This window comes from Streptomyces sp. NPDC045967, assembly GCF_056430495.1.
On the sequence record NZ_JBWKLE010000003.1, the window covers coordinates 1 to 17,118 of the forward strand.

Below are 17,118 nucleotides of genomic sequence, written 5' to 3' on the forward strand. Positions count from 1 at the left end.
CCAGAACAGCGTCGAACTCAAGGACATGGGCGTGGCCTCCTCCACCACCGCCCTGGGCCGCACCCTGGGCGGAGCGTTCGGAGTCGCCCTGATGGACACCCTGTTCACCACCCAGGTCACCCACGCCATGACCGACCGCCTCGGCCACCAGGCCGGCACCCTCAACTCCGCCCAACTCGACGCCTGGCCACCCTCCCCGAAGCCGTCCGCGAGGCCTACCGCCACGCCGTCGCCATCGGCACCCACTGGGCCTTCCTCGTCTGCGCCGCCATCGCCGTGGCCGGCCTCATCGCCGCCGTCTTCATCAAGGAAGTCCCCCTCCGCGGCACCAACACCCCCACCCCCGCCCAGGACACCGAGACCACCCCGCCCCTCCAGCAAGCCGCCACCCACTGACCACCGCCGCAACCACCCCCTCCACGCGGTCCACGTCATCCACCCTTAGCGGGGCTTTAGGGACCAATGGCCCGGAACCCGTCGGTTGCGTCGACCGTCCTGATGCACACAGGACATGCACACAGGACATGCACACAGGACGCTGACGCAGCGGAAAGGGAGTGGACATGGGGTTCTGGGCGCGCAGGAATCACGAGGGTCTCCGGGCCCGCGCGGTGGTGGTGGCCTGCGCCGTCGCCGTGGCGGCGACGGTGTGGGGCGTGGCGAGCGAGGTGGGACCGGGGCCCGGGCACGCACACCGGAAGGTGTCCCGGCAGCAGGAGGCCGGGCACCCGGGCCCGGCCGGACAGCGTGCACCCGGGGGGATACCGGAGGGCATGGCCCACGCCTCCGAGGGCGGCGGGAAGACCGTCAACATCACCATCGACGACGGCCCCGACCCGCGCTGGACCCCGGAGGTCCTGGACGTACTGGAGAAGCACGGCGCGCAGGCGACCTTCTGCATGCTCGGTCCACAGGCCAAGGCCCACCCCGAGCTGGTCAGGAGGATCGTCGCGGCCGGCCACCGGCTCTGCGACCACACCATGGACCACGACACCTCCATGGACAAGAAGTCCGTCGCCTACCAGGAACAGCAGATCCTGGACGCGCAGCGGCTGATCGAGGAAGCCGCGGGAGCGGGCGCGCGGGTCGACTACTACCGGGCCCCCGGCGGCGCCTTCACCCCCGACAGCCGCCGCATCGCCGCCGCCCACGGAATGCGCCCGCTCGGCTGGAACGTGGACACCAAGGACTTCCGGACGCCCGGCACGGCCGCGATCGTCGACGCCGTCGAACGCGAGATCGGCAACGGCCCGACCGTGCTCTTCCACGACGGCGGCGGCAACCGCGCCCAGACCGTCGACGCCCTCGACCAGGTGCTGGCCTGGCTGGAGGAGCAGGGCCGGCCGACCGGCTTCCCCGTCCGCACCGCCCCGGACGGACCGGGCGCAGACGCCCCCTGACACGCCGTCCGGCGGGCGAACGGGTGAAGGTCGAGGATGCGGCACGGCCGCGGGTGTTCCCTGGTCGGGCACCTGCGCACGCCGCGCACGGGCTCCGATCCCCGATTCCCGAACTCCGACGCCCGCCCGGCGCCCGACGCGCAATCCCGACGCCCGAGGCGCAACGCCGAAGCCCGAAGCCCGACGCACAACACCCGACCAGGAGGCCCCCGTGTCCATCGCCCCCGCCCGACTGTCCGACCCCGTCGTCGCGGCCTTCGTCGCCGCCGTCAACGCACACGACGAGGACGCCTTCCGTGCCCTCCTGACCGCCGACGCGACCATGTCCGACGACGGCTCCGACCGTGATCTGGAGCAGTGGATCGACAAGGAGGTCTTCGGCCCCCGCGGCCACATGGACGTGCAGTCCGAGTCCGACGACGGCCGCTCCCTGGTCGTGGACTTCCGCAACGACACCTGGGGCGAGATGCGCACCGCCTGGCGCTTCACCATCGCCCCCGGGGGCGGCAGGATCAGCCGCTTCGAGACCGGCCAAGCCTGACCACCACCGGGCGGCGCTCCCGGTACGGGGTCGGACATCCGGTACTCCGGGCGGCGGGTGCTCCCGTACGGGTGAAAGGGCGCCCGGCCTCGTTCCGGGCCGCCGCGGGCCCCGTTGGACCGGGCATGAAGCGCACCCGCATGGCAGCCCTCGCCCTCGCCACCACCGCGGCGGCCCTCGCCCCCGCCCTCGTCCAGTCGGCCGCGGCCGCCGACGCGACGGCCTACCTCCAGGACCCGGCGGGGGGTGAGAAGTCCATGAAGTCGAAGTGGACCAAGGACGAGATGCACAAGCTGGAAGCGCAGTTCCGCTTCCACACCGGGGTCCAGTACGAGATGGTCAGCCGCCCCGGTCTGGACGGCGCACCGGACATCGAGCGGAAGGTCCCCGACCCCGACACGCTGGCGTGGCAGCCGTCGTACGAGTTCACCTGGTCGGTGTCGGACTCCAAGGTGGTGAAGAAGGTGGTGACGACCAAGGACGACAGGCACCCGATCGAGCTGCACGCCGTCCTGCGCACGGCCAAGGGGGCCACGGCGGGCGAGGTCCACCGGAAGCTGGACGGGAAGCCGGCGACGGGCCGCGAGAAGATCGCGGGCGGCAAGCGGATCGCGTGCGACACCGGGACCTACACGGTGGAGTGGTCGGTGACGCGCTCGGGCTACGGGACGCTCACGGGCTCGCTGCCCTGGGACTCCAGCTGTGAGCAGCACCGGCTGGCGTTCTCCCCGGACCACGGGAAGCAGGGGCGGTAAGGGCGGTGGCGGCGGTGGCCCGCCGGGGCGGGCGGCTCGGGGCGGGCCGCCCTGCGCACCTTGTGGGTGCTCGGTGGGCGACGGGGCCGGCGCCTCGGATCGAGGGCCGTAGGCGCGCGTGTTGCCGCGCGGGTGGTCGGCGGCACGGGGTGAAGGTCCCGTACGAGTGGTGCTCGGCGGTGCTCGGCGGTGCCCGGCGGCTCAGCCGTTCTTCGCGGCCGCGTCCGCCTGGGCCGCGATGTCCTCCAGGACGGTCTTCGGGTCCACGTTCGGTTCCACCGCGCGCCCGATGTTGCGCTTGATGGTGTCGCTGACGCTCACCCAGGACGGGTCGTTCACCGGGTAGAGCTGCGCGCCGTACAGCGCCGTCAGGAACAGCTGGTCGTTCTTGTCGAGGCCGCCGCCGGCCGGGCTGCGGGAGGCGGTGACGGTGGACGGCAGCAGGTGGTAGCGGTTGGCGAAGTTCGAGAGGTTCTTGTCCTGGTAGACGAAGTCCAGGAACCTGCCGATCTCCGCCCGCTTGCCGTTCTGCTTGAACGCCATCATCCAGTCGGCCACGCCCACGGTCGGCGGCACCTCACCGCTGCCCAGCGTGTCCGAGACCGGCATGGACACGGCCCCGACGCCGATGCCCTTGGCGCGGGCCTCGTGGGCGAGCGACGGGTAGCCGTTGAGCATGCCGACCTCGCCGCGCAGGAAGGCGGCGAAGGCGTCGGCGCGGTTCAGCTGGGAGGGCGGGGTGGGGCCGGTCAGGCCGGGGGCGACCAGGTTCTCCTTGACCCACCGCCAGGTGTGGATGTTGGGGTCGGAGGCCAGGCTGTAGTTGCCGCTGCTGTCGGCGTAGCCGCCGCCGTTGCTCAGCTCCCAGATCATCGCCTCGGCGTGCGCCTCCTCCGGGCCCAGGGGCAGGGCGTACGGGTACTTCACGCCCTTGTCCTTGAGCGCCTTGGCGGCGGACTTGAGGTCGGACCAGGTCTTCGGAGCGCTGACCCCGGCCTTGGTGAACAGTGCCTCGTTGTAGAACAGCAGGCGGCTGCTCGCCACGAACGGCAGCCCGTAGAGGGTGCTGCCGACGGTGCCGGCCTCGGCGAGCGGCTGGAGGAAGTTCGCCTCGCGGGCCACGGAGAGGAGCTCGTCCGCGGAATACAGCTTCCCCTGGGCCGCGAAGTCCGAGTACGAGCCCATGAGCGCCATGTCCGGCGCCTTGCCGGCCTTGACCATGCGGGAGACCTCGCGGTCGATGTCGGCCCACGGCAGGAGCTTGACCTCGACCTTGATTCCGGGGTGCGCGGCGGTGAATTCAGTGGTCACCCTGTCCCAGAACGCCTTGGAGCTGGTGGCCGGAGTATCGCCGTATTCGGCCGCCACCAGGCGCAGCGTGCCGCCGTCGCCCGAGCCGCCGGAGCTGCCACATCCGGCCAGAGGTATCAGCAGACCGAGAACGGCCGCCGAGGCGGCCGTGCCGAAGATTCTTCGTCCCACGGGTGTGTTCCCCTGATTTTCTTTTGGATCCCATGACTACTTATGAGTTACTCCGAGCCGGGGTGTCCGCTCATGGCCCGTTGGCCGGAATTCTCTCCTGAAAACGGGGTGGTTGATTCCGTTCGGGTGCACTTGTGGTCAATGCTCCAACCAGGGCTTTTCCGGCTGGTGTTTTCCGATATGTGATCCACCGGGGCGACGCGCGTAGACATGCCGAAACGCCCGTTTCCGGTCAGCGGAGCGGGTTCAGGGGTGTGACGGGAACGTCAGTCGGCGAATTCGCCCGCGTACGGGTCGGGTTCGCCCGTCTCGGGGTTGCGGCCCTCCTGCCACCTGCGCTGGGCCTTGCGCCAGTGGACGAAGCTGAGGTGGCCGCCGTCCCAGAAGGTGATGCCGACCGGGCTCACGTCGAACTCGTCGGAGCAGAGCCGGTAGAGGAACTCGGCCATGCCGTAGGGGTACACCGCGAAGGAGTCGGCGGTGTGCCGGCCGCACACCAGGACCGGCCAGCGGTCCGGGTCGGGGTCGGAGGTGATCCAGCACAGGATGTCCGACCCGCCGGTGACGCCCCAGGCGATGATCGCCTCCGGGTCCACGTCGAAGGCGGCCCGACCGCCCTCGGCCTCCCAGACCTGCCGGGCGTTGCCGGTCTCCTCGGCCATCTCCGCCGGGTCCCACTGGAGCCCCGGCTTGGGGAGCGGGAGCAGGATGCTGGCCTCGCCGTTGATGGAACCGGCGCCGAACCGGCCCATGAAGGCGACGAAGTCGGACGGGAACGAGGTGCCCCAGGCCGCCTCGGCGCTCTGCCAGTCGATGTCCTCATCCGCGCCGTGCGTCGCCGGCATGATCTGCTCCAGCGCCTTGATGCGCGCGTTCTCCGTCATGCCGCTCCCCTGACACCCCAGCTCAACCGCCCCAACCTACCGCCGGGGCGGGACTCCCACTAGGACCTGTCCACGCGCACGGAGGTACCCGGCCGCAGCCCCCAGCCGGCCATGGCGCCGGCCTGCGCCTCCAGCACGTGCCGGGAGCGCGGGCGGGGCATCCCGAGGCGGCCCGGGGGCATCGTCACCACGGCCAGCACCCGCAGGTTCCGGTCGAGGTACGCCACGTCGATCGCGAAGCGCATGCGGAAGGTGTGCACGCTCGCCGCGGGGGTCAGCAGCATCGCCCCGGCGATGCCGTCCCGCCCGAGCAGGCCCCGGGTCCGCGCCCGGTAGGAGGCGGCCACCTCCAGCGGCACCACCACCGCCCCGACCCGCAGGGTCGCCCCGCCGTCCCGCCAGTTCGCCATGGCGGCAGCCTAGGCCCTGTCGTAAAAGTCGCGCCTGGCCCGCGACGCCCGGCACCGCACCTCGCCGCGTTGTCGGGGCGCCCGAGTACGTCCAGTACACGGGCGCCCCTCCGCCTTGCGATGCACGGCACCGGACGCCGCGGGCCTGACCGGCGCCACTTTGACGACAGGACCTAGGTCGGGGGCGCCCCCGGCCGGCGGGCGGCCGGCCGCACCGCCGTGCGGCCCGCACCGCCGTGCGGCCCCTGCCAACGCGCGGCCCCGCCACCGGGCGGCCTATGCCGCGCCGGGTCGCTGGGCCTACCTTCGGCGGATGGGTGTGGTCGTGATCGTTCTTGCCGCCGGATACGGGATCGCCGCGGGGCTGCTCCTGCCGCGCGCGCTCTGGCGGCTGGCCGTCGAGCCGGGGGAGCCCTGGCGGGAGCGCTGCCCGCAGGGGCACCCGCTGCGCGGCTGGCTCGGCCCCGCCCGCTGCCCGGCCCCCGCCGCTGCCGTCGCGGCGGGCCGGGAGGCCCTCCCGTACGAGCCGGCGGCCCCGCACCGCTACGGCAGGCGGGCCGCCCCCCTCGCTGCCCTCACGGGCGCGCTCTGCGCCGCGCTCGGGGCGGCCGTCGGCGCGCGGCCCGAGGCCGTGGTCTACGTGGGCCTCGCGCCGGCGTTCGTGCTGCTCGCGCTCGTGGACCGCGCCGTGCACCGGCTCCCCGACGTACTCACCCTGCCGCTGGCCGCCGCGGCCGCCGCCGGGCTCGCGGCGGCGGCCCCGCTGCCCCGCGCCGCGGGCGACTGGCGGCTCGCCCTGCTCGGCGGCGGCCTGCTCGCCACGGGGTACCTGGCGCTCTTCCTGATCAACCCGGCGGGCATGGGGTTCGGCGACGTCAAGCTGGCGCTCTCGCTGGGGGTCGCTCTTGGGTGGTACGGATGGGGGGTATGGGTGGCCGGGGCCTTCCTGGGCTTCCTCTACGGGGCCCTCTACGGCCTCTTCCTGGTGCTGCGGGGCTCGGCGACCCGCCGCCAGGGCTTCGCCTTCGGCCCCTTCATGGCCGCCGGGGCCTTCACCGGAGTGCTGCTGGGTGGTTTCGGAGCGTAGTCATCGCGCGGTGATGCACGCATCTCGCTTTACGAAGGGTTATGGTGGAACCCCCCCCTCGGGCCGGTCCGTATCCCCCCCCACGGACCGGCCCGTTTTTCGTTCTCCGCCCCCTCCGGTCATCCGCGCAGGTCAGCCGCGCTGGGCCCAGAGGTTGGTGCCGGGGGTGGACACCGCGAAGGAGTCGATCTCCGTCAGCTCGGCCTCGGAGAGCGGCGCCGCCGACAGCGCGGCCACGTTCTCCTCCAGCTGCCGCACGCTCGACGCGCCGATCAGCGCCGAGGTCATCCGGTCGTCGCGCAGCACCCACGTCAGCGCCAGCTGGGCCAGCGACTGGCCGCGCCGCTCCGCGATCCGGTTCAGCCCGTGCAACCGGCGGAGCACCTCGTCCGACAGCAGGTCGGGGCTGAGCGACTTGCCCTGGGTGGCCCGCGAGCCCTCCGGAATCTCCTTCAGGTACTTGCCCGTCAGCAGCCCCTGGGCGAGCGGCGCGAAGGAGATGCAGCCCATCCCGGCGTCCTCGAGGGTGTCCAGCAGCGCGTCGTCCTCGGTCCAGCGGTTGATCATGGAATACGAGGGCTGGTGGATCAGCGGACGCACCCCCATCCCGCGCAGGATCTGCACCGCCTCGGCCGTCTGCTCCGCCGTGTAGGAGGAGACGCCGACATAGAGCGCCTTGCCCTGCTGGACCGCGGACGCCAAGGCGCCCATGGTCTCCTCCAGCGGGGTCTCGGGATCGAAGCGGTGCGAGTAGAAGATGTCGACGTAGTCCACGCCCATCCGCTTCAGCGACGCGTCCAGGGAGCTCAGCAGGTACTTGCGGCTGCCCCATTCGCCGTACGGCCCCGGGTGCATCAGGTAGCCGGCCTTGGTGGAGAGGATCAGCTCGTCCCGGTGGGGCGCGAAGTCCTGGGCGAGCAGCTTGCCGAAGTTCAGCTCCGCCGAACCGGGCGGGGGGCCGTAGTTGTTCGCCAGGTCGAAGTGGGTGATGCCGAGGTCGAAGGCCCGGCGCAGGATCGCCCGCTGGGACTCGAGCGACCTGTCGTCTCCGAAGTTGTGCCAGAGGCCGAGGGAGATGGCGGGGAGCTTGAGGCCGCTGTGGCCCGTGCGCCGGTACTCCATGGAGTCGTACCGTGCGGGCTCCGCCCGATAGGGATTGGTATCAGTCACGTTGTCCTCCCTATCACGGAGCTGTGACAGACCGAGTTGGGTACCCCCAGCCACCGCGCAGTAATGTGGCGCACTCGGGGGACCGCAATTCGCACGGGGGCACTGCACGGAGGGGCTGGAAGATCGTGAAGCTGCGCGACCTGGTGTACAGGCTCTACGCACGCCGGGTGGAAGGCCGTCTCGACCATGACGCGGCGCCCAAGCACATCGGCGTCATCCTGGACGGCAACCGGCGCTGGGCGAAGGCGTCCGGAGGCACCACGGAGCAGGGCCACCAGGCCGGAGCCGACAAGATCTCCGAGATGCTGGGCTGGTGCACCGAGACGGACGTCGAGGTCGTCACCCTGTGGATGCTCTCCACGGACAACCTGGACCGGCCCGAGGTCGAGCTGCGCCCGCTGCTCAACATCATCGAGAACACCGTACGGGGCCTGGCGGCCGACGGCCGCTGGCGCGTGCACCACGTCGGCAACCTCGACATCCTGCCCGCCCGGACGCAGACCGTGCTGAAGGAGGCCGAGCAGGCCACGCACGACGTCCAGGGGATACTCGTCAACGTCGCCGTCGGCTACGGCGGCCGCCAGGAGATCGCCGACGCGGTCCGCTCGCTGCTGCTGGAACACGCCCAGAAGGGCACCTCCTTCGAGGAGCTCGCCGAGATCCTGGACATCGACCACATCGCGGAGCACCTCTACACGCGCGGCCAGCCCGATCCGGACCTGGTGATCCGCACCAGCGGCGAGCAGCGGCTGTCCGGATTCATGCTGTGGCAGAGCGCCCACTCGGAGTACTACTTCTGCGAGGTCTTCTGGCCGGCCTTCCGGAAGGTCGACTTCCTGAGGGCCCTGCGCGACTACGCGGCCCGCCACCGGCGCTACGGCACCTGACTACCGGCGCCACGGCACCCGACCGGCTCCCCCTCGCCCCGGGTGTCCCCTGACGCCCCTTCGCCCACCGCCGCACCCTGCCCCCCGAGCTTTCACCTGGGTTTCACCGAGTGTCAGTCATATGCCATGGCATGGCCTGGCCTGATATGGGAATACCACACTCAGGTCGATGCCCGATCCACGGGTGTCGAGTCTCAGCGGACGGCATGGGGCCGTCCGCCCGGGAGGCCCTTTGCACCAGGACGCACGTGCGGTTCGCACGGACGGAGTGGAGGGCCGGAAGTCGGCCCTGGCAGGGCGGCCGATGACCGGTCCGGTCTTCATGGCCCGACCTCTTCCGAGGGGGTACGTCCTTCCGTGGTGACCAGCACAAAGCGCCGCCTGCCCGACAGGCGGACCTACGTCCTCGACACCAGCGTCCTGCTGGCAGACCCCAACGCGATCTCCCGGTTCGACGAGCACGAGGTCGTGCTCCCGATCGTGGTGATCACCGAGCTGGAGGCCAAGCGGCACCATCCCGAACTCGGCTACTTCGCGCGCCAGGCCCTGCGCCTGCTCGACGACTTCCGGGTCCGGTACGGACGCCTCGACGCCCCCATCCCACTGGGCGATCTGGGCGGCACGCTGCGCGTCGAGCTCAACCACTCCGACCCGGGTGTCCTGCCCGCCGGCTTCCGGTTGGGGGACAACGACTCGCGGATCCTCGCGGTCGCCCGCAACCTCCAGGCCGAGGGCTACGACGTCACGGTGGTCTCGAAGGATCTTCCGCTGCGCATCAAGGCCTCCTCCGTGGGGTTGATCGCCGAGGAGTACCGCGCCGAGCTCGCGATCACCGATGCCGGATGGACCGGCATGAGCGAGCTCGCCCTCTCCGGCGAGCAGGTGGACCTCCTCTTCTCCGAAGACCGCCTCTACGTCCCCGAAGCGGCCGAACTCCCCGTGCACACCGGGCTGGTCCTCCAGTCCGAGCGGGGCAAGGCGCTCGGCCGCGTCACGGCGGACGGGAACGTGCGCCTGGTGCGGGGCGACCGCGAGGCGTTCGGGCTGCACGGCCGCAGCGCCGAGCAGCGCATCGCCCTGGACCTCCTCCTCGACCCCGAGATCGGGATCATCTCGATGGGGGGCCGGGCCGGTACCGGCAAGTCGGCCCTGGCCCTGTGCGCGGGCCTGGAGGCGGTGCTGGAGCGCAGGCAGCACCAGAAGGTGATGGTCTTCCGGCCGCTGTACGCGGTGGGCGGGCAGGAGCTGGGCTACCTGCCGGGCGACCAGGGCGAGAAGATGAGCCCCTGGGCGCAGGCCGTTTTCGACACCCTCTCCTCGGTCGCGGGCCGCGAGGTCATCGAAGAGGTGCTGAACCGGGGGATGCTGGAGGTCCTGCCGCTGACGCACATCCGCGGCCGTTCCCTCCACGACGCCTTCGTCATCGTGGACGAGGCCCAGTCCCTGGAACGCAACGTCCTCCTGACCGTTCTGTCCCGGATCGGCGCGAATTCACGGGTCGTTCTGACCCACGACGTCGCGCAGCGGGACAACCTGCGGGTCGGCCGGTACGACGGAGTCGTCGCCGTCGTGGAGAAGTTGAAGGGGCATCCGCTCTTCGCGCACATCACCCTGACGCGCTCGGAACGCTCGCCCATCGCCGCGCTCGTCACCGAGATGCTGGAGGCCCTCTGACCCCGCCAGGGGCTGAAACGGTCAAAAATCCCATACGGGGACAGTGAGTTGACGCCGTCCGGCAAAGGCCGCAGAGCCTAGCCGGGCGGCGTCGCGCTGCACAGGGCTTCGTCGAAACGGAGGGCCTCTTGCCAGGTGTGACCTTTCCCACGCAACGCAGAATTGCCCTGCGGTGTCGAGGTCCGGCAGAGTCTGTTTTCCGTCAGGCCCCGCATACGGCACGTCCCCCGTCTTCGTGCGGAGGGACCGGTACCTCCCATGAGGTGCCAGCAGCACCACAACTCCACAGCCGATTGCCGTATGCCGCCCGGAGTTTCACGCGGCAGCCTCCGCAAGGAGCTGTCCACGGGCCCGTGTCTCCAGTGACCTCAGAACCACGGAGACCAGTGTCAAGGGGGCACTCTTGCGCCCGCTCGGTCACTGCGGACGCTGCTGGAAGGACACCGTGTGAGCCGGATCTCGGTTCGGGGCTTCGCAGTGGCTTCTGCCACCGCGGTCACCACCGTCGGCGCAGTCGTGGGCGTTGCCACCGGCGACCCCACCTCGAACGATCTCGAGACGACCGCGTCCGGGGCGACCCTCCTCACTGACATCCCGGTCGGCGACCAGGCACAGGTCCAGAGCGCGTCCCTGACGCAGCAGGCCGACACCATCGCCCACGCCGCCGACGCCGACGCCAAGCGCTCGGCCGAGGAAGCGGCCCGCATCCAGGCAGCCGAGGACGCCAAGGCCAAGAAGGCCGAGGCGCAGAAGGCCGCGGACGAGAAGGCGAAGAAGGAACGCGAGGCGAAGGAAGTCGCCAGCCGTTCCGCCGCCCGCGACGCCGGTGACTTCGCCGTCCAGAGCTCCTACACGGTCGCTCAGGTCAAGGCCATCGCCCAGCAGATGGTCCCGGCCGGCCAGTTCCAGTGCTTCTCGAACATCATCAACCAGGAATCCACCTGGAACTACCTCGCCGTCAACAAGTCCTCGGGCGCGTACGGCCTGGTCCAGGCGCTGCCCGGTTCGAAGATGGCCTCGGCCGGTGCCGACTGGCGCACCAACCCCGCCACGCAGATCAAGTGGGGCCTGAACTACATGGAAGACCGGTACGGCAGCCCGTGCGGAGCCTGGAGCTTCCACCAGGCCAACGGCTGGTACTAGGCGACACCGCCGCACCCGCTCGACTCCGGGAGCCCCGCACCGTCCGACGGTGCGGGGCTTCCCGCGTGTACGGTCTTTCGAGGTGTGATGAGTGGGCGGGGGAAGGGACCGACATGGCGAAGAGGGAAGGCTGGCTCGGCCGGCTCGGGAGCCGGCTGAACCGGATGGAGGCGCGGCTCGACGAGCGGCGCGCCGAGGTCGAGGCCGAGGCCAGGGGCGACCTGCCGCCGCGGGCCGCCTCCCCCGGCCGCGGACAGGTCCCGGCCGCCCCGGCGTCGGAGCCCGTGCCCGTCCGCACCCAACCCGAGCGGCCCGACCCGGTCAGCGTCGTCCCGTGGGGCATGCGCGTCGCCGCGGAGGTCAGCTGGCGGCTGCTGCTGCTGGCCGGGATGCTGTGGGTCCTGATGAGGGTGATCAGCGAAGTCCGCCTGGTCGTCCTCGCCTTCGCCGCCGCCATGCTCGTCACCGCGCTGCTCCAGCCCTTCGTGGTCCGGCTGCGCCGGCTGGGCCTGCCCCGGGGGCTGGCCACCGCCGTCACCGCGATCCTCGGCTTCGTCGTCATCGGGCTCGTCGGCTGGTTCGTGGTCTGGCAGGTCATGGAGAACCTCGACGACCTCTCCGACCGGGTCCGCGACGGCATCGACGAACTCAAACTCTGGGCGCTGGACAGTCCGTTCCACGTGACCGAGAAGCAGATCAACGACATCGCGAAGAACCTCAGCGAGACCATCGGGACCAACACCGAGCAGATCACCACGGCCGGCCTGCAGGGCGTGACCGTCCTCGTCGAGGTGCTGACGGGCATCCTGCTCGCGATGTTCTCCACGCTCTTCCTGCTCTACGACGGCAAGCGCATCTGGACCTGGACGCTCGCCCTCGTCCCGGCCGACGCCCGCCCGGGGGTGGCCGGAGCCGGTCCGCGCGCCTGGCGCACGCTGACCGCGTACGTGCGCGGCACCGTCCTGGTCGCGCTCATCGACGCCACCTTCATCGGCCTGGGCATCTACTTCCTGGACGTGCCGATGGCGGTGCCGCTGGCCGTGTTCATCTTCCTGTTCGCCTTCATCCCGCTGGTCGGCGCGGTGGTCTCCGGCGCGCTCGCGGTGGTCGTGGCGCTGGTGACCCAGGGCGTGTTCAGCGCCCTGATGGTGCTGCTGGTCGTCCTGGCGGTCCAGCAGATCGAGGGCCATGTCCTCCAGCCCTTCATCCTGGGCCGGGCGGTCCGGGTGCACCCGCTCGCGGTGGTGCTCTCGGTGGCCGCGGGCGGCCTGATCGCCGGCATCGGGGGAGCGGTGGTCGCCGTACCGCTGGTGGCCGTCACCAACACCGCCGTGGGCTACCTGCGGGCGTACAGCCGCGAGCAGCTCCTCCTGGGGCATGCGGCGGTCGGCCCCGGCCCGCACGGGGCGACGGCCCTCGGCAGCTCGGTGAAGGAGGCGGACACCGGTGATCAGTGAGCCGGAGCTGGACGGGGAGTGGGGGCCCGAGCGCCCGGCCGCGGCCTCCGAGGCGGATGCGGAGCAGGGGCCGTTACGGCGGCCGCCGGGCCGCCGGTGGGGGTGGGCGCTGGGCGGGGCGGCGCTGGCTTCGGCGGTGTGGGCGGGTGCCCTGACGGCGCAGGATCGTTTCACCGCCTCGGGTCCGCCGGTCGCCTACCGGCACGCGGAGAACCTGTGCGCCGAGGGGAAGCCGGCCACGCTCGGTTCGATGGCCGGCGGGTTGGCGGCGGGCCCGTCACGCCAGGGCCGGAGCCCCGCCCTGGACTGGTCGTCCTGCGGCTACCACTCGGAGCGGACCGAGGGCCGGGCCTCCTTCTACGACGTGCAGGTGCTGGTCGAGCTGCACAGGAGGACCGATCCGGAAACGGAGTTCGGCAGCGGGCCGGTGCTCGGAACGTTCCTGGACGTGGAGTCGGCCGACAGGGAGGAGATCCCCGGGCTCGGCGAGAGGGCGCTGGTCACCGGAGAGGGCGGGGCACCCCGGCTGCAGGTGCTCGACGGCGGGGCGGTGTTCACGCTCACCGTCCACCGGTGGCGGGAGGGCGCGGACGGTGAGGCCGGCGGCGGTGGCGCCGACGACGGCGAGGAGGCCGACGGCGACGCGCTGCGGGCCGCGATGGCCGAGGACCTGCGCGAGCTGATGGCCCGCCTGAAGAAGTGACGGCGGACAGCGCCGTGCCCCCGCCGCCGGGAAGGCTGCGGGGGCACGGCGCCCGTGCGGGCGGCTACTCGGCGGCGAGCGCCGCCTCCGCGTCGAGGGTGACCGCGACGGCCTGGATCACCGAGGCGACCTTGAAGGCCTCCTGGACGGTCTCCCGGTCGACGCCGGCCTTGCGCAGGACCTGCTCGTGCGAGTCCAGGCACTGGCCGCAGCCGTTGATCGCGGAGACCGCGAGCGACCACAGCTCGAAGTCGACCTTCTCCACGCCCGGGTTGCCGATCACGTTCATCCGCAGGCCGGCGCGGAGCGTGCCGTACTCCGGGTCCGAGAGCAGGTGCCGGGTCCGGTAGAAGACGTTGTTCATCGCCATGATCGCGGCGGCGGACTTGGCGGCCGCGTACGCCTCGGGCGAGAGGTTCTCCTTCGCCTCCGGCTCCAGCTCACGCAGGACGCGCGGGGAGCGGGCGGCGATCGCGCAGGCCAGCACGGTGCCCCACAGCTGCTGCTGCGAGAGGGTGTTCTGGTTGCCGATGACCGAACCGAGGTTCAGCTTCAGGTCCTTCGCGAAGTCCGGAACGGCGGACTTGAGGGAGTCGAGGGGCATCCGTCACTCACCGGCCAGCAGCGCGCCGGCGTCCAGGGTGCCCTCGCCCTTGGTCCAGTTGCAGGGGCACAGCTCGTCGGTCTGCAGGGCGTCGAGGACCCGCAGGACCTCCTTGGGGTTACGGCCCACGGAACCGGCGGTCACCATGGTGAACTGGATCTCGTTGTTCTGGTCGACGATGAAGACGGCGCGCTGGGCGAAGCCGTCCTCGCCCTCGACGCCGCACGCCCGCATGAGGTCGTGCTTGGAGTCGGCGAGCATCGGGAAGGGCAGGTCACGCAGGTCGGCGTGGTCCTTGCGCCAGGCGTGGTGGACGAACTCGGAGTCGCCGGAGACGCCGAGGATCTGGGCGTCGCGGTCCTGGAACTCCTCGTTCAGCTTGCCGAACGCGGCGATCTCGGTCGGGCAGACGAAGGTGAAGTCCTTCGGCCAGAAGAACACCACGCGCCACTTGCCCTCATAGGTCTTGTGGTCGATCTGCGCGAACTCGCTACCGGCCTCGAGCGAGACGCAAGCGGTCAGATCGTAGGTGGGGAACTTGTCACCGACAGTGAGCACGTGCTCTCCTTGCGAACGGGAAAGGGTCCTTTTTGGGGTCTTTCCACGGGGGTTGGACGGATCTCACATGCTGACACAGCAGCATTGATTACGGAAATAGCTACACTTGAGTCCGGTGATCGGAGGTGCCTATCAGTGGCCACGGGTAACAGGGGAGCGAAGCAGCCCACCTTGGCGCAGCTGCGCGCCTTCGCGGCCGTGGCGGAGCACCTGCACTTCCGGGACGCGGCCGCCGCCATCGGGATGAGCCAGCCGGCGCTGTCCGGCGCGGTGTCCGCCCTGGAGGAGGCGCTGGGGGTGCAGCTGCTGGAGCGGACCACCCGCAAGGTGCTGCTGTCCCCGGCGGGGGAGCGGATCGCGGACCGGACCAGGGTGGTGCTGGAGGCGGTGGGCGGACTGCTGGAGGAGGCCGAGGCGGTACGGGCGCCCTTCACCGGCGTGCTGCGGCTCGGGGTGATCCCCACCGTGGCGCCGTACCTGCTGCCGACCGTGCTCGGGCTGTTCCACCGGCGCTACCCGCGGATGGACCTCCAGGTCCACGAGGAGCAGACGGCCTCGCTGCTGGAGGGGCTGGCCGGCGGCCGGCTCGACCTGCTGCTGCTCGCGGTGCCGCTGGGCGTGCCCGGGATCACCGAACTGCCCCTCTTCGACGAGGACTTCGTGCTGCTCACGCCCCGCGAACATCCGCTGGCCGGGCGCAGGGACATCCCGCGCGAGGAACTGCGCTCACTGCAGCTGCTGTTGCTCGACGAGGGGCACTGCCTGCGGGACCAGGCCCTGGACATCTGCCGGGAGGCCGGGCGCACGGCGGGGGCCGATGTCACCACCACCGCCGCCGGGCTGTCGACGCTGGTCCAGCTGGTCGCCGGAGGGCTGGGGGTGACGCTGCTGCCGCGCACCGCGCTGCGGCTGGAGACCACCCGCAACGAGTACCTCGCGACCGGCTGCTTCGCCGAGCCCGCCCCCTCGCGGCGGATCGCCCTGGCGATGCGCACCGGGACCGCCCGCCAGGAGGAGTTCCGGGCGATGGCGACCTCCCTGCGCGAAGCCGTCCGCCCGCTTCCGGTCTGGCCCACGGACTAGGGCGTACCGGGTCCCGCCCGGCCCGAACGACGTGCCCTAGCCGGGCCCGTCCGGAGCCTTCGGGGGGCGGCCGCGGCGGGGGAGGGGGCCCGGGCCGGAGGGGAGGCGGCCGGACTCCGCGAGCGCCCGGCGCAGCAGGAACTCGATCTGGGCGTTCGCGCTGCGCAGCTCCTCGCCCGCCCAGCGCGCCAGCGCGTCGTACACCAGCGGGTCGAGCCGCAGCAGCACCTGCTTGCGCGGCTGCCGGCCCGCCCGCCCCCCCTCCTCGGCCGGGGTCACTGGTAGAGGGTGCCCGCGTTGACCACGGGCTGCGCCGCACGGTCCCCGCACAGGACCACCATCAGGTTCGAGACCATGGCGGCCTTGCGCTCCGGGTCCAGGTCCACGATGCCCTCCTCGGCCAGCCGGTTCAGAGCCAGTTCGACCATGCCCACCGCGCCCTCCACGATCTGCTTGCGGGCCGCCACGACGGCGCCGGCCTGCTGGCGCTGGAGCATCGCGGAGGCGATCTCCGGAGCGTACGCCAGGTGCGTGAAGCGGGACTCGACGATGGCCACCCCGGCCGCGTCGACCCGGGCGTGCAGTTCGGCCGCCAGCTTCTCGGTGATCTCCTCGGCGTTCCCGCGCAGCGAGAGGCCGCCCTCCTCGTGCGCGTCGTAGGGGTATTCGATCGCGATGTGCCGTACGGCCGCCTCGGTCTGGGTCTCGACGAACTCCGTGAAGTCGTCGACCTCGAAGGTGGCCCGCGCCGTGTCCTCGACCCGCCACACCACGACCGCGGCCAGTTCGATGGGGTTGCCGTAGGCGTCGTTGACCTTCAGCACGGCCGTCTCGTGGTTGCGCACGCGGGTGGAGATCTTCTCCCGGGAGGTCAGCGGGTTGACCCAGCGCAGGCCGTCCGTGCGGATCGTCCCGCGGTAGCGGCCGAACAGCTGGACCACGCGCGCTTCGCCCGGGGCGACCGTGTTGAGGCCGCTCATCGCGATCAGGGAGGCGAGGACCAGCAGGGCGCCGGCCGCGACGAGCGAGACCTTGACGGCGGTGCCCGCCAGCACCGCGCCGGCGACGATCAGTCCCGTACCGCCCGCGACACCCGCCAGGCCGAGGAGGAGGGCCAGTCCGCCGCCGATGCTCCGGGCGGTGAATTCACGGACGTCCTGTGGTGTGGAGATGTCATTCGCCATTGTTTGCCCCGTTTCTCGTGGTCGCAGCCGGTCGAGCTGCTTAGCAAAGTGATATCACTTTTTCCCGGCACGGCAACCCTTCGGGCCGGGTGTGCG

The 17,118-nt window shown here is 71.4% G+C and carries 18 protein-coding genes and 1 pseudogene; 11 read left to right on the plus strand and 8 right to left on the minus strand.

The window, feature by feature from the left end:
* The 4 genes and pseudogenes from AC07FY_RS06930 to AC07FY_RS06945 all read left to right on the plus strand — a co-directional run.
* Positions 1 to 396, plus strand: a pseudogene (locus tag AC07FY_RS06930) (MFS transporter); the annotation flags it as partial.
* A 167-nt stretch (positions 397 to 563) separates the two neighbouring features.
* Positions 564 to 1,400 carry a polysaccharide deacetylase family protein gene (locus AC07FY_RS06935; RefSeq protein ID WP_479001632.1) on the plus strand — a complete coding sequence of 279 codons (837 nt, stop codon included), beginning with the start codon at positions 564 to 566 and terminating at the stop codon, positions 1,398 to 1,400.
* Between the two features lie 211 nt (positions 1,401 to 1,611).
* The gene (locus AC07FY_RS06940; protein WP_479001635.1) at positions 1,612 to 1,941 is read left to right on the plus strand and encodes a nuclear transport factor 2 family protein; all 330 of its coding nucleotides are present in this window, start codon (positions 1,612 to 1,614) and stop codon (positions 1,939 to 1,941) included.
* Between the two features lie 125 nt (positions 1,942 to 2,066).
* A complete protein-coding gene (locus AC07FY_RS06945) occupies positions 2,067 to 2,696 on the plus strand; it encodes a hypothetical protein (RefSeq protein ID WP_479001637.1) in 630 nt (209 codons plus the stop codon).
* A gap of 201 nt (positions 2,697 to 2,897) precedes the next feature.
* On the opposite strand, the gene AC07FY_RS06950 is transcribed toward AC07FY_RS06945, so the two are convergent.
* The 3 genes from AC07FY_RS06950 to AC07FY_RS06960 all read right to left on the minus strand — a co-directional run bounded on the left by AC07FY_RS06950 (position 2,898) and on the right by AC07FY_RS06960 (position 5,472).
* Entirely contained in the window at positions 2,898 to 4,178 is a 1,281-nt protein-coding gene (locus AC07FY_RS06950) for an extracellular solute-binding protein (protein WP_479001639.1), read from the minus strand.
* Positions 4,179 to 4,444: 266 nt separating this feature from the next.
* Positions 4,445 to 5,062, minus strand: coding sequence for an SMI1/KNR4 family protein (locus tag AC07FY_RS06955; RefSeq protein WP_479001641.1), 618 nt, complete (start codon positions 5,060 to 5,062; stop codon positions 4,445 to 4,447).
* Between the two features lie 59 nt (positions 5,063 to 5,121).
* Entirely contained in the window at positions 5,122 to 5,472 is a 351-nt protein-coding gene (locus AC07FY_RS06960; protein WP_479001643.1) for a DUF192 domain-containing protein, read from the minus strand.
* A 313-nt stretch (positions 5,473 to 5,785) separates the two neighbouring features.
* Here AC07FY_RS06960 and AC07FY_RS06965 point away from each other — a divergent pair, with 313 nt between their 5' ends.
* Positions 5,786 to 6,559, plus strand: coding sequence for a prepilin peptidase (locus AC07FY_RS06965; protein WP_479001645.1), 774 nt, complete (start codon positions 5,786 to 5,788; stop codon positions 6,557 to 6,559).
* 132 nt (positions 6,560 to 6,691) lie between these two features.
* Here the strand turns inward: AC07FY_RS06965 and mgrA are convergent, their stop codons facing one another.
* Positions 6,692 to 7,729, minus strand: coding sequence for an L-glyceraldehyde 3-phosphate reductase (mgrA, locus tag AC07FY_RS06970; protein WP_479001647.1), 1,038 nt, complete (start codon positions 7,727 to 7,729; stop codon positions 6,692 to 6,694).
* Positions 7,730 to 7,854: 125 nt separating this feature from the next.
* On the opposite strand from mgrA, the gene AC07FY_RS06975 reads away from it, so the two are divergent.
* The 5 genes from AC07FY_RS06975 to AC07FY_RS06995 all read left to right on the plus strand — a co-directional run bounded on the left by AC07FY_RS06975 (position 7,855) and on the right by AC07FY_RS06995 (position 13,593).
* A complete protein-coding gene (locus tag AC07FY_RS06975; RefSeq protein ID WP_069921737.1) occupies positions 7,855 to 8,616 on the plus strand; it encodes an isoprenyl transferase in 762 nt (253 codons plus the stop codon).
* A 357-nt stretch (positions 8,617 to 8,973) separates the two neighbouring features.
* Entirely contained in the window at positions 8,974 to 10,290 is a 1,317-nt protein-coding gene (locus AC07FY_RS06980) for a PhoH family protein (RefSeq protein WP_479001650.1), read from the plus strand.
* Between the two features lie 447 nt (positions 10,291 to 10,737).
* Complete coding sequence (locus tag AC07FY_RS06985) at positions 10,738 to 11,433, plus strand: aggregation-promoting factor C-terminal-like domain-containing protein (RefSeq protein WP_479001652.1); 696 nt, start codon at positions 10,738 to 10,740, stop codon at positions 11,431 to 11,433.
* 113 nt (positions 11,434 to 11,546) lie between these two features.
* Positions 11,547 to 12,890 (plus strand): AI-2E family transporter, encoded by a 1,344-nt coding sequence (locus tag AC07FY_RS06990; RefSeq protein ID WP_479001654.1) that lies wholly within the window; start codon positions 11,547 to 11,549, stop codon positions 12,888 to 12,890.
* Positions 12,880 to 13,593, plus strand: coding sequence for a hypothetical protein (locus tag AC07FY_RS06995; protein ID WP_479001657.1), 714 nt, complete (start codon positions 12,880 to 12,882; stop codon positions 13,591 to 13,593). Before AC07FY_RS06990 ends, AC07FY_RS06995 begins: the two co-directional genes overlap by 11 nt.
* Before the next feature lie 64 nt (positions 13,594 to 13,657).
* Here the strand turns inward: AC07FY_RS06995 and AC07FY_RS07000 are convergent, their stop codons facing one another.
* Both AC07FY_RS07000 and AC07FY_RS07005 read right to left on the minus strand, forming a co-directional pair.
* Entirely contained in the window at positions 13,658 to 14,197 is a 540-nt protein-coding gene (locus tag AC07FY_RS07000) for an alkyl hydroperoxide reductase (RefSeq protein WP_479001660.1), read from the minus strand.
* A 3-nt stretch (positions 14,198 to 14,200) separates the two neighbouring features.
* Complete coding sequence (locus tag AC07FY_RS07005) at positions 14,201 to 14,755, minus strand: peroxiredoxin (protein WP_479001663.1); 555 nt, start codon at positions 14,753 to 14,755, stop codon at positions 14,201 to 14,203.
* Positions 14,756 to 14,890: 135 nt separating this feature from the next.
* Between AC07FY_RS07005 and AC07FY_RS07010 the strand changes: the two genes are divergently transcribed.
* Positions 14,891 to 15,838 carry a hydrogen peroxide-inducible genes activator gene (locus AC07FY_RS07010; protein WP_479001666.1) on the plus strand — a complete coding sequence of 316 codons (948 nt, stop codon included), beginning with the start codon at positions 14,891 to 14,893 and terminating at the stop codon, positions 15,836 to 15,838.
* Between the two features lie 36 nt (positions 15,839 to 15,874).
* On the opposite strand, the gene AC07FY_RS07015 is transcribed toward AC07FY_RS07010, so the two are convergent.
* Both AC07FY_RS07015 and AC07FY_RS07020 read right to left on the minus strand, forming a co-directional pair.
* On the minus strand, positions 15,875 to 16,117 hold the full coding sequence (locus AC07FY_RS07015) for a type II toxin-antitoxin system antitoxin (RefSeq protein ID WP_479001668.1): 243 nt from the start codon (positions 16,115 to 16,117) through the stop codon (positions 15,875 to 15,877).
* Positions 16,114 to 17,022, minus strand: a complete 909-nt coding sequence (locus AC07FY_RS07020) for an SPFH domain-containing protein (RefSeq protein WP_479001671.1) — start codon at positions 17,020 to 17,022, stop codon at positions 16,114 to 16,116. Before AC07FY_RS07020 ends, AC07FY_RS07015 begins: the two co-directional genes overlap by 4 nt.
* Positions 17,023 to 17,118: the final 96 nt, after the last annotated feature.

Coding starts and splice junctions, on each gene's coding strand:
- AC07FY_RS06935 (WP_479001632.1), top strand. CDS start 564: ATGGGGTTCTGGGCGCGCAGGAATCACGAGGGTCTCCGGGCCCGCGCG.
- AC07FY_RS06945 (WP_479001637.1), top strand. CDS start 2,067: ATGAAGCGCACCCGCATGGCAGCCCTCGCCCTCGCCACCACCGCGGCG.
- AC07FY_RS06955 (WP_479001641.1), bottom strand. CDS start 5,062: ATGACGGAGAACGCGCGCATCAAGGCGCTGGAGCAGATCATGCCGGCG.
- AC07FY_RS06960 (WP_479001643.1), bottom strand. CDS start 5,472: ATGGCGAACTGGCGGGACGGCGGGGCGACCCTGCGGGTCGGGGCGGTG.
- AC07FY_RS06965 (WP_479001645.1), top strand. CDS start 5,786: ATGGGTGTGGTCGTGATCGTTCTTGCCGCCGGATACGGGATCGCCGCG.
- AC07FY_RS06990 (WP_479001654.1), top strand. CDS start 11,547: ATGGCGAAGAGGGAAGGCTGGCTCGGCCGGCTCGGGAGCCGGCTGAAC.
- AC07FY_RS07000 (WP_479001660.1), bottom strand. CDS start 14,197: ATGCCCCTCGACTCCCTCAAGTCCGCCGTTCCGGACTTCGCGAAGGAC.
- AC07FY_RS07020 (WP_479001671.1), bottom strand. CDS start 17,022: ATGGCGAATGACATCTCCACACCACAGGACGTCCGTGAATTCACCGCC.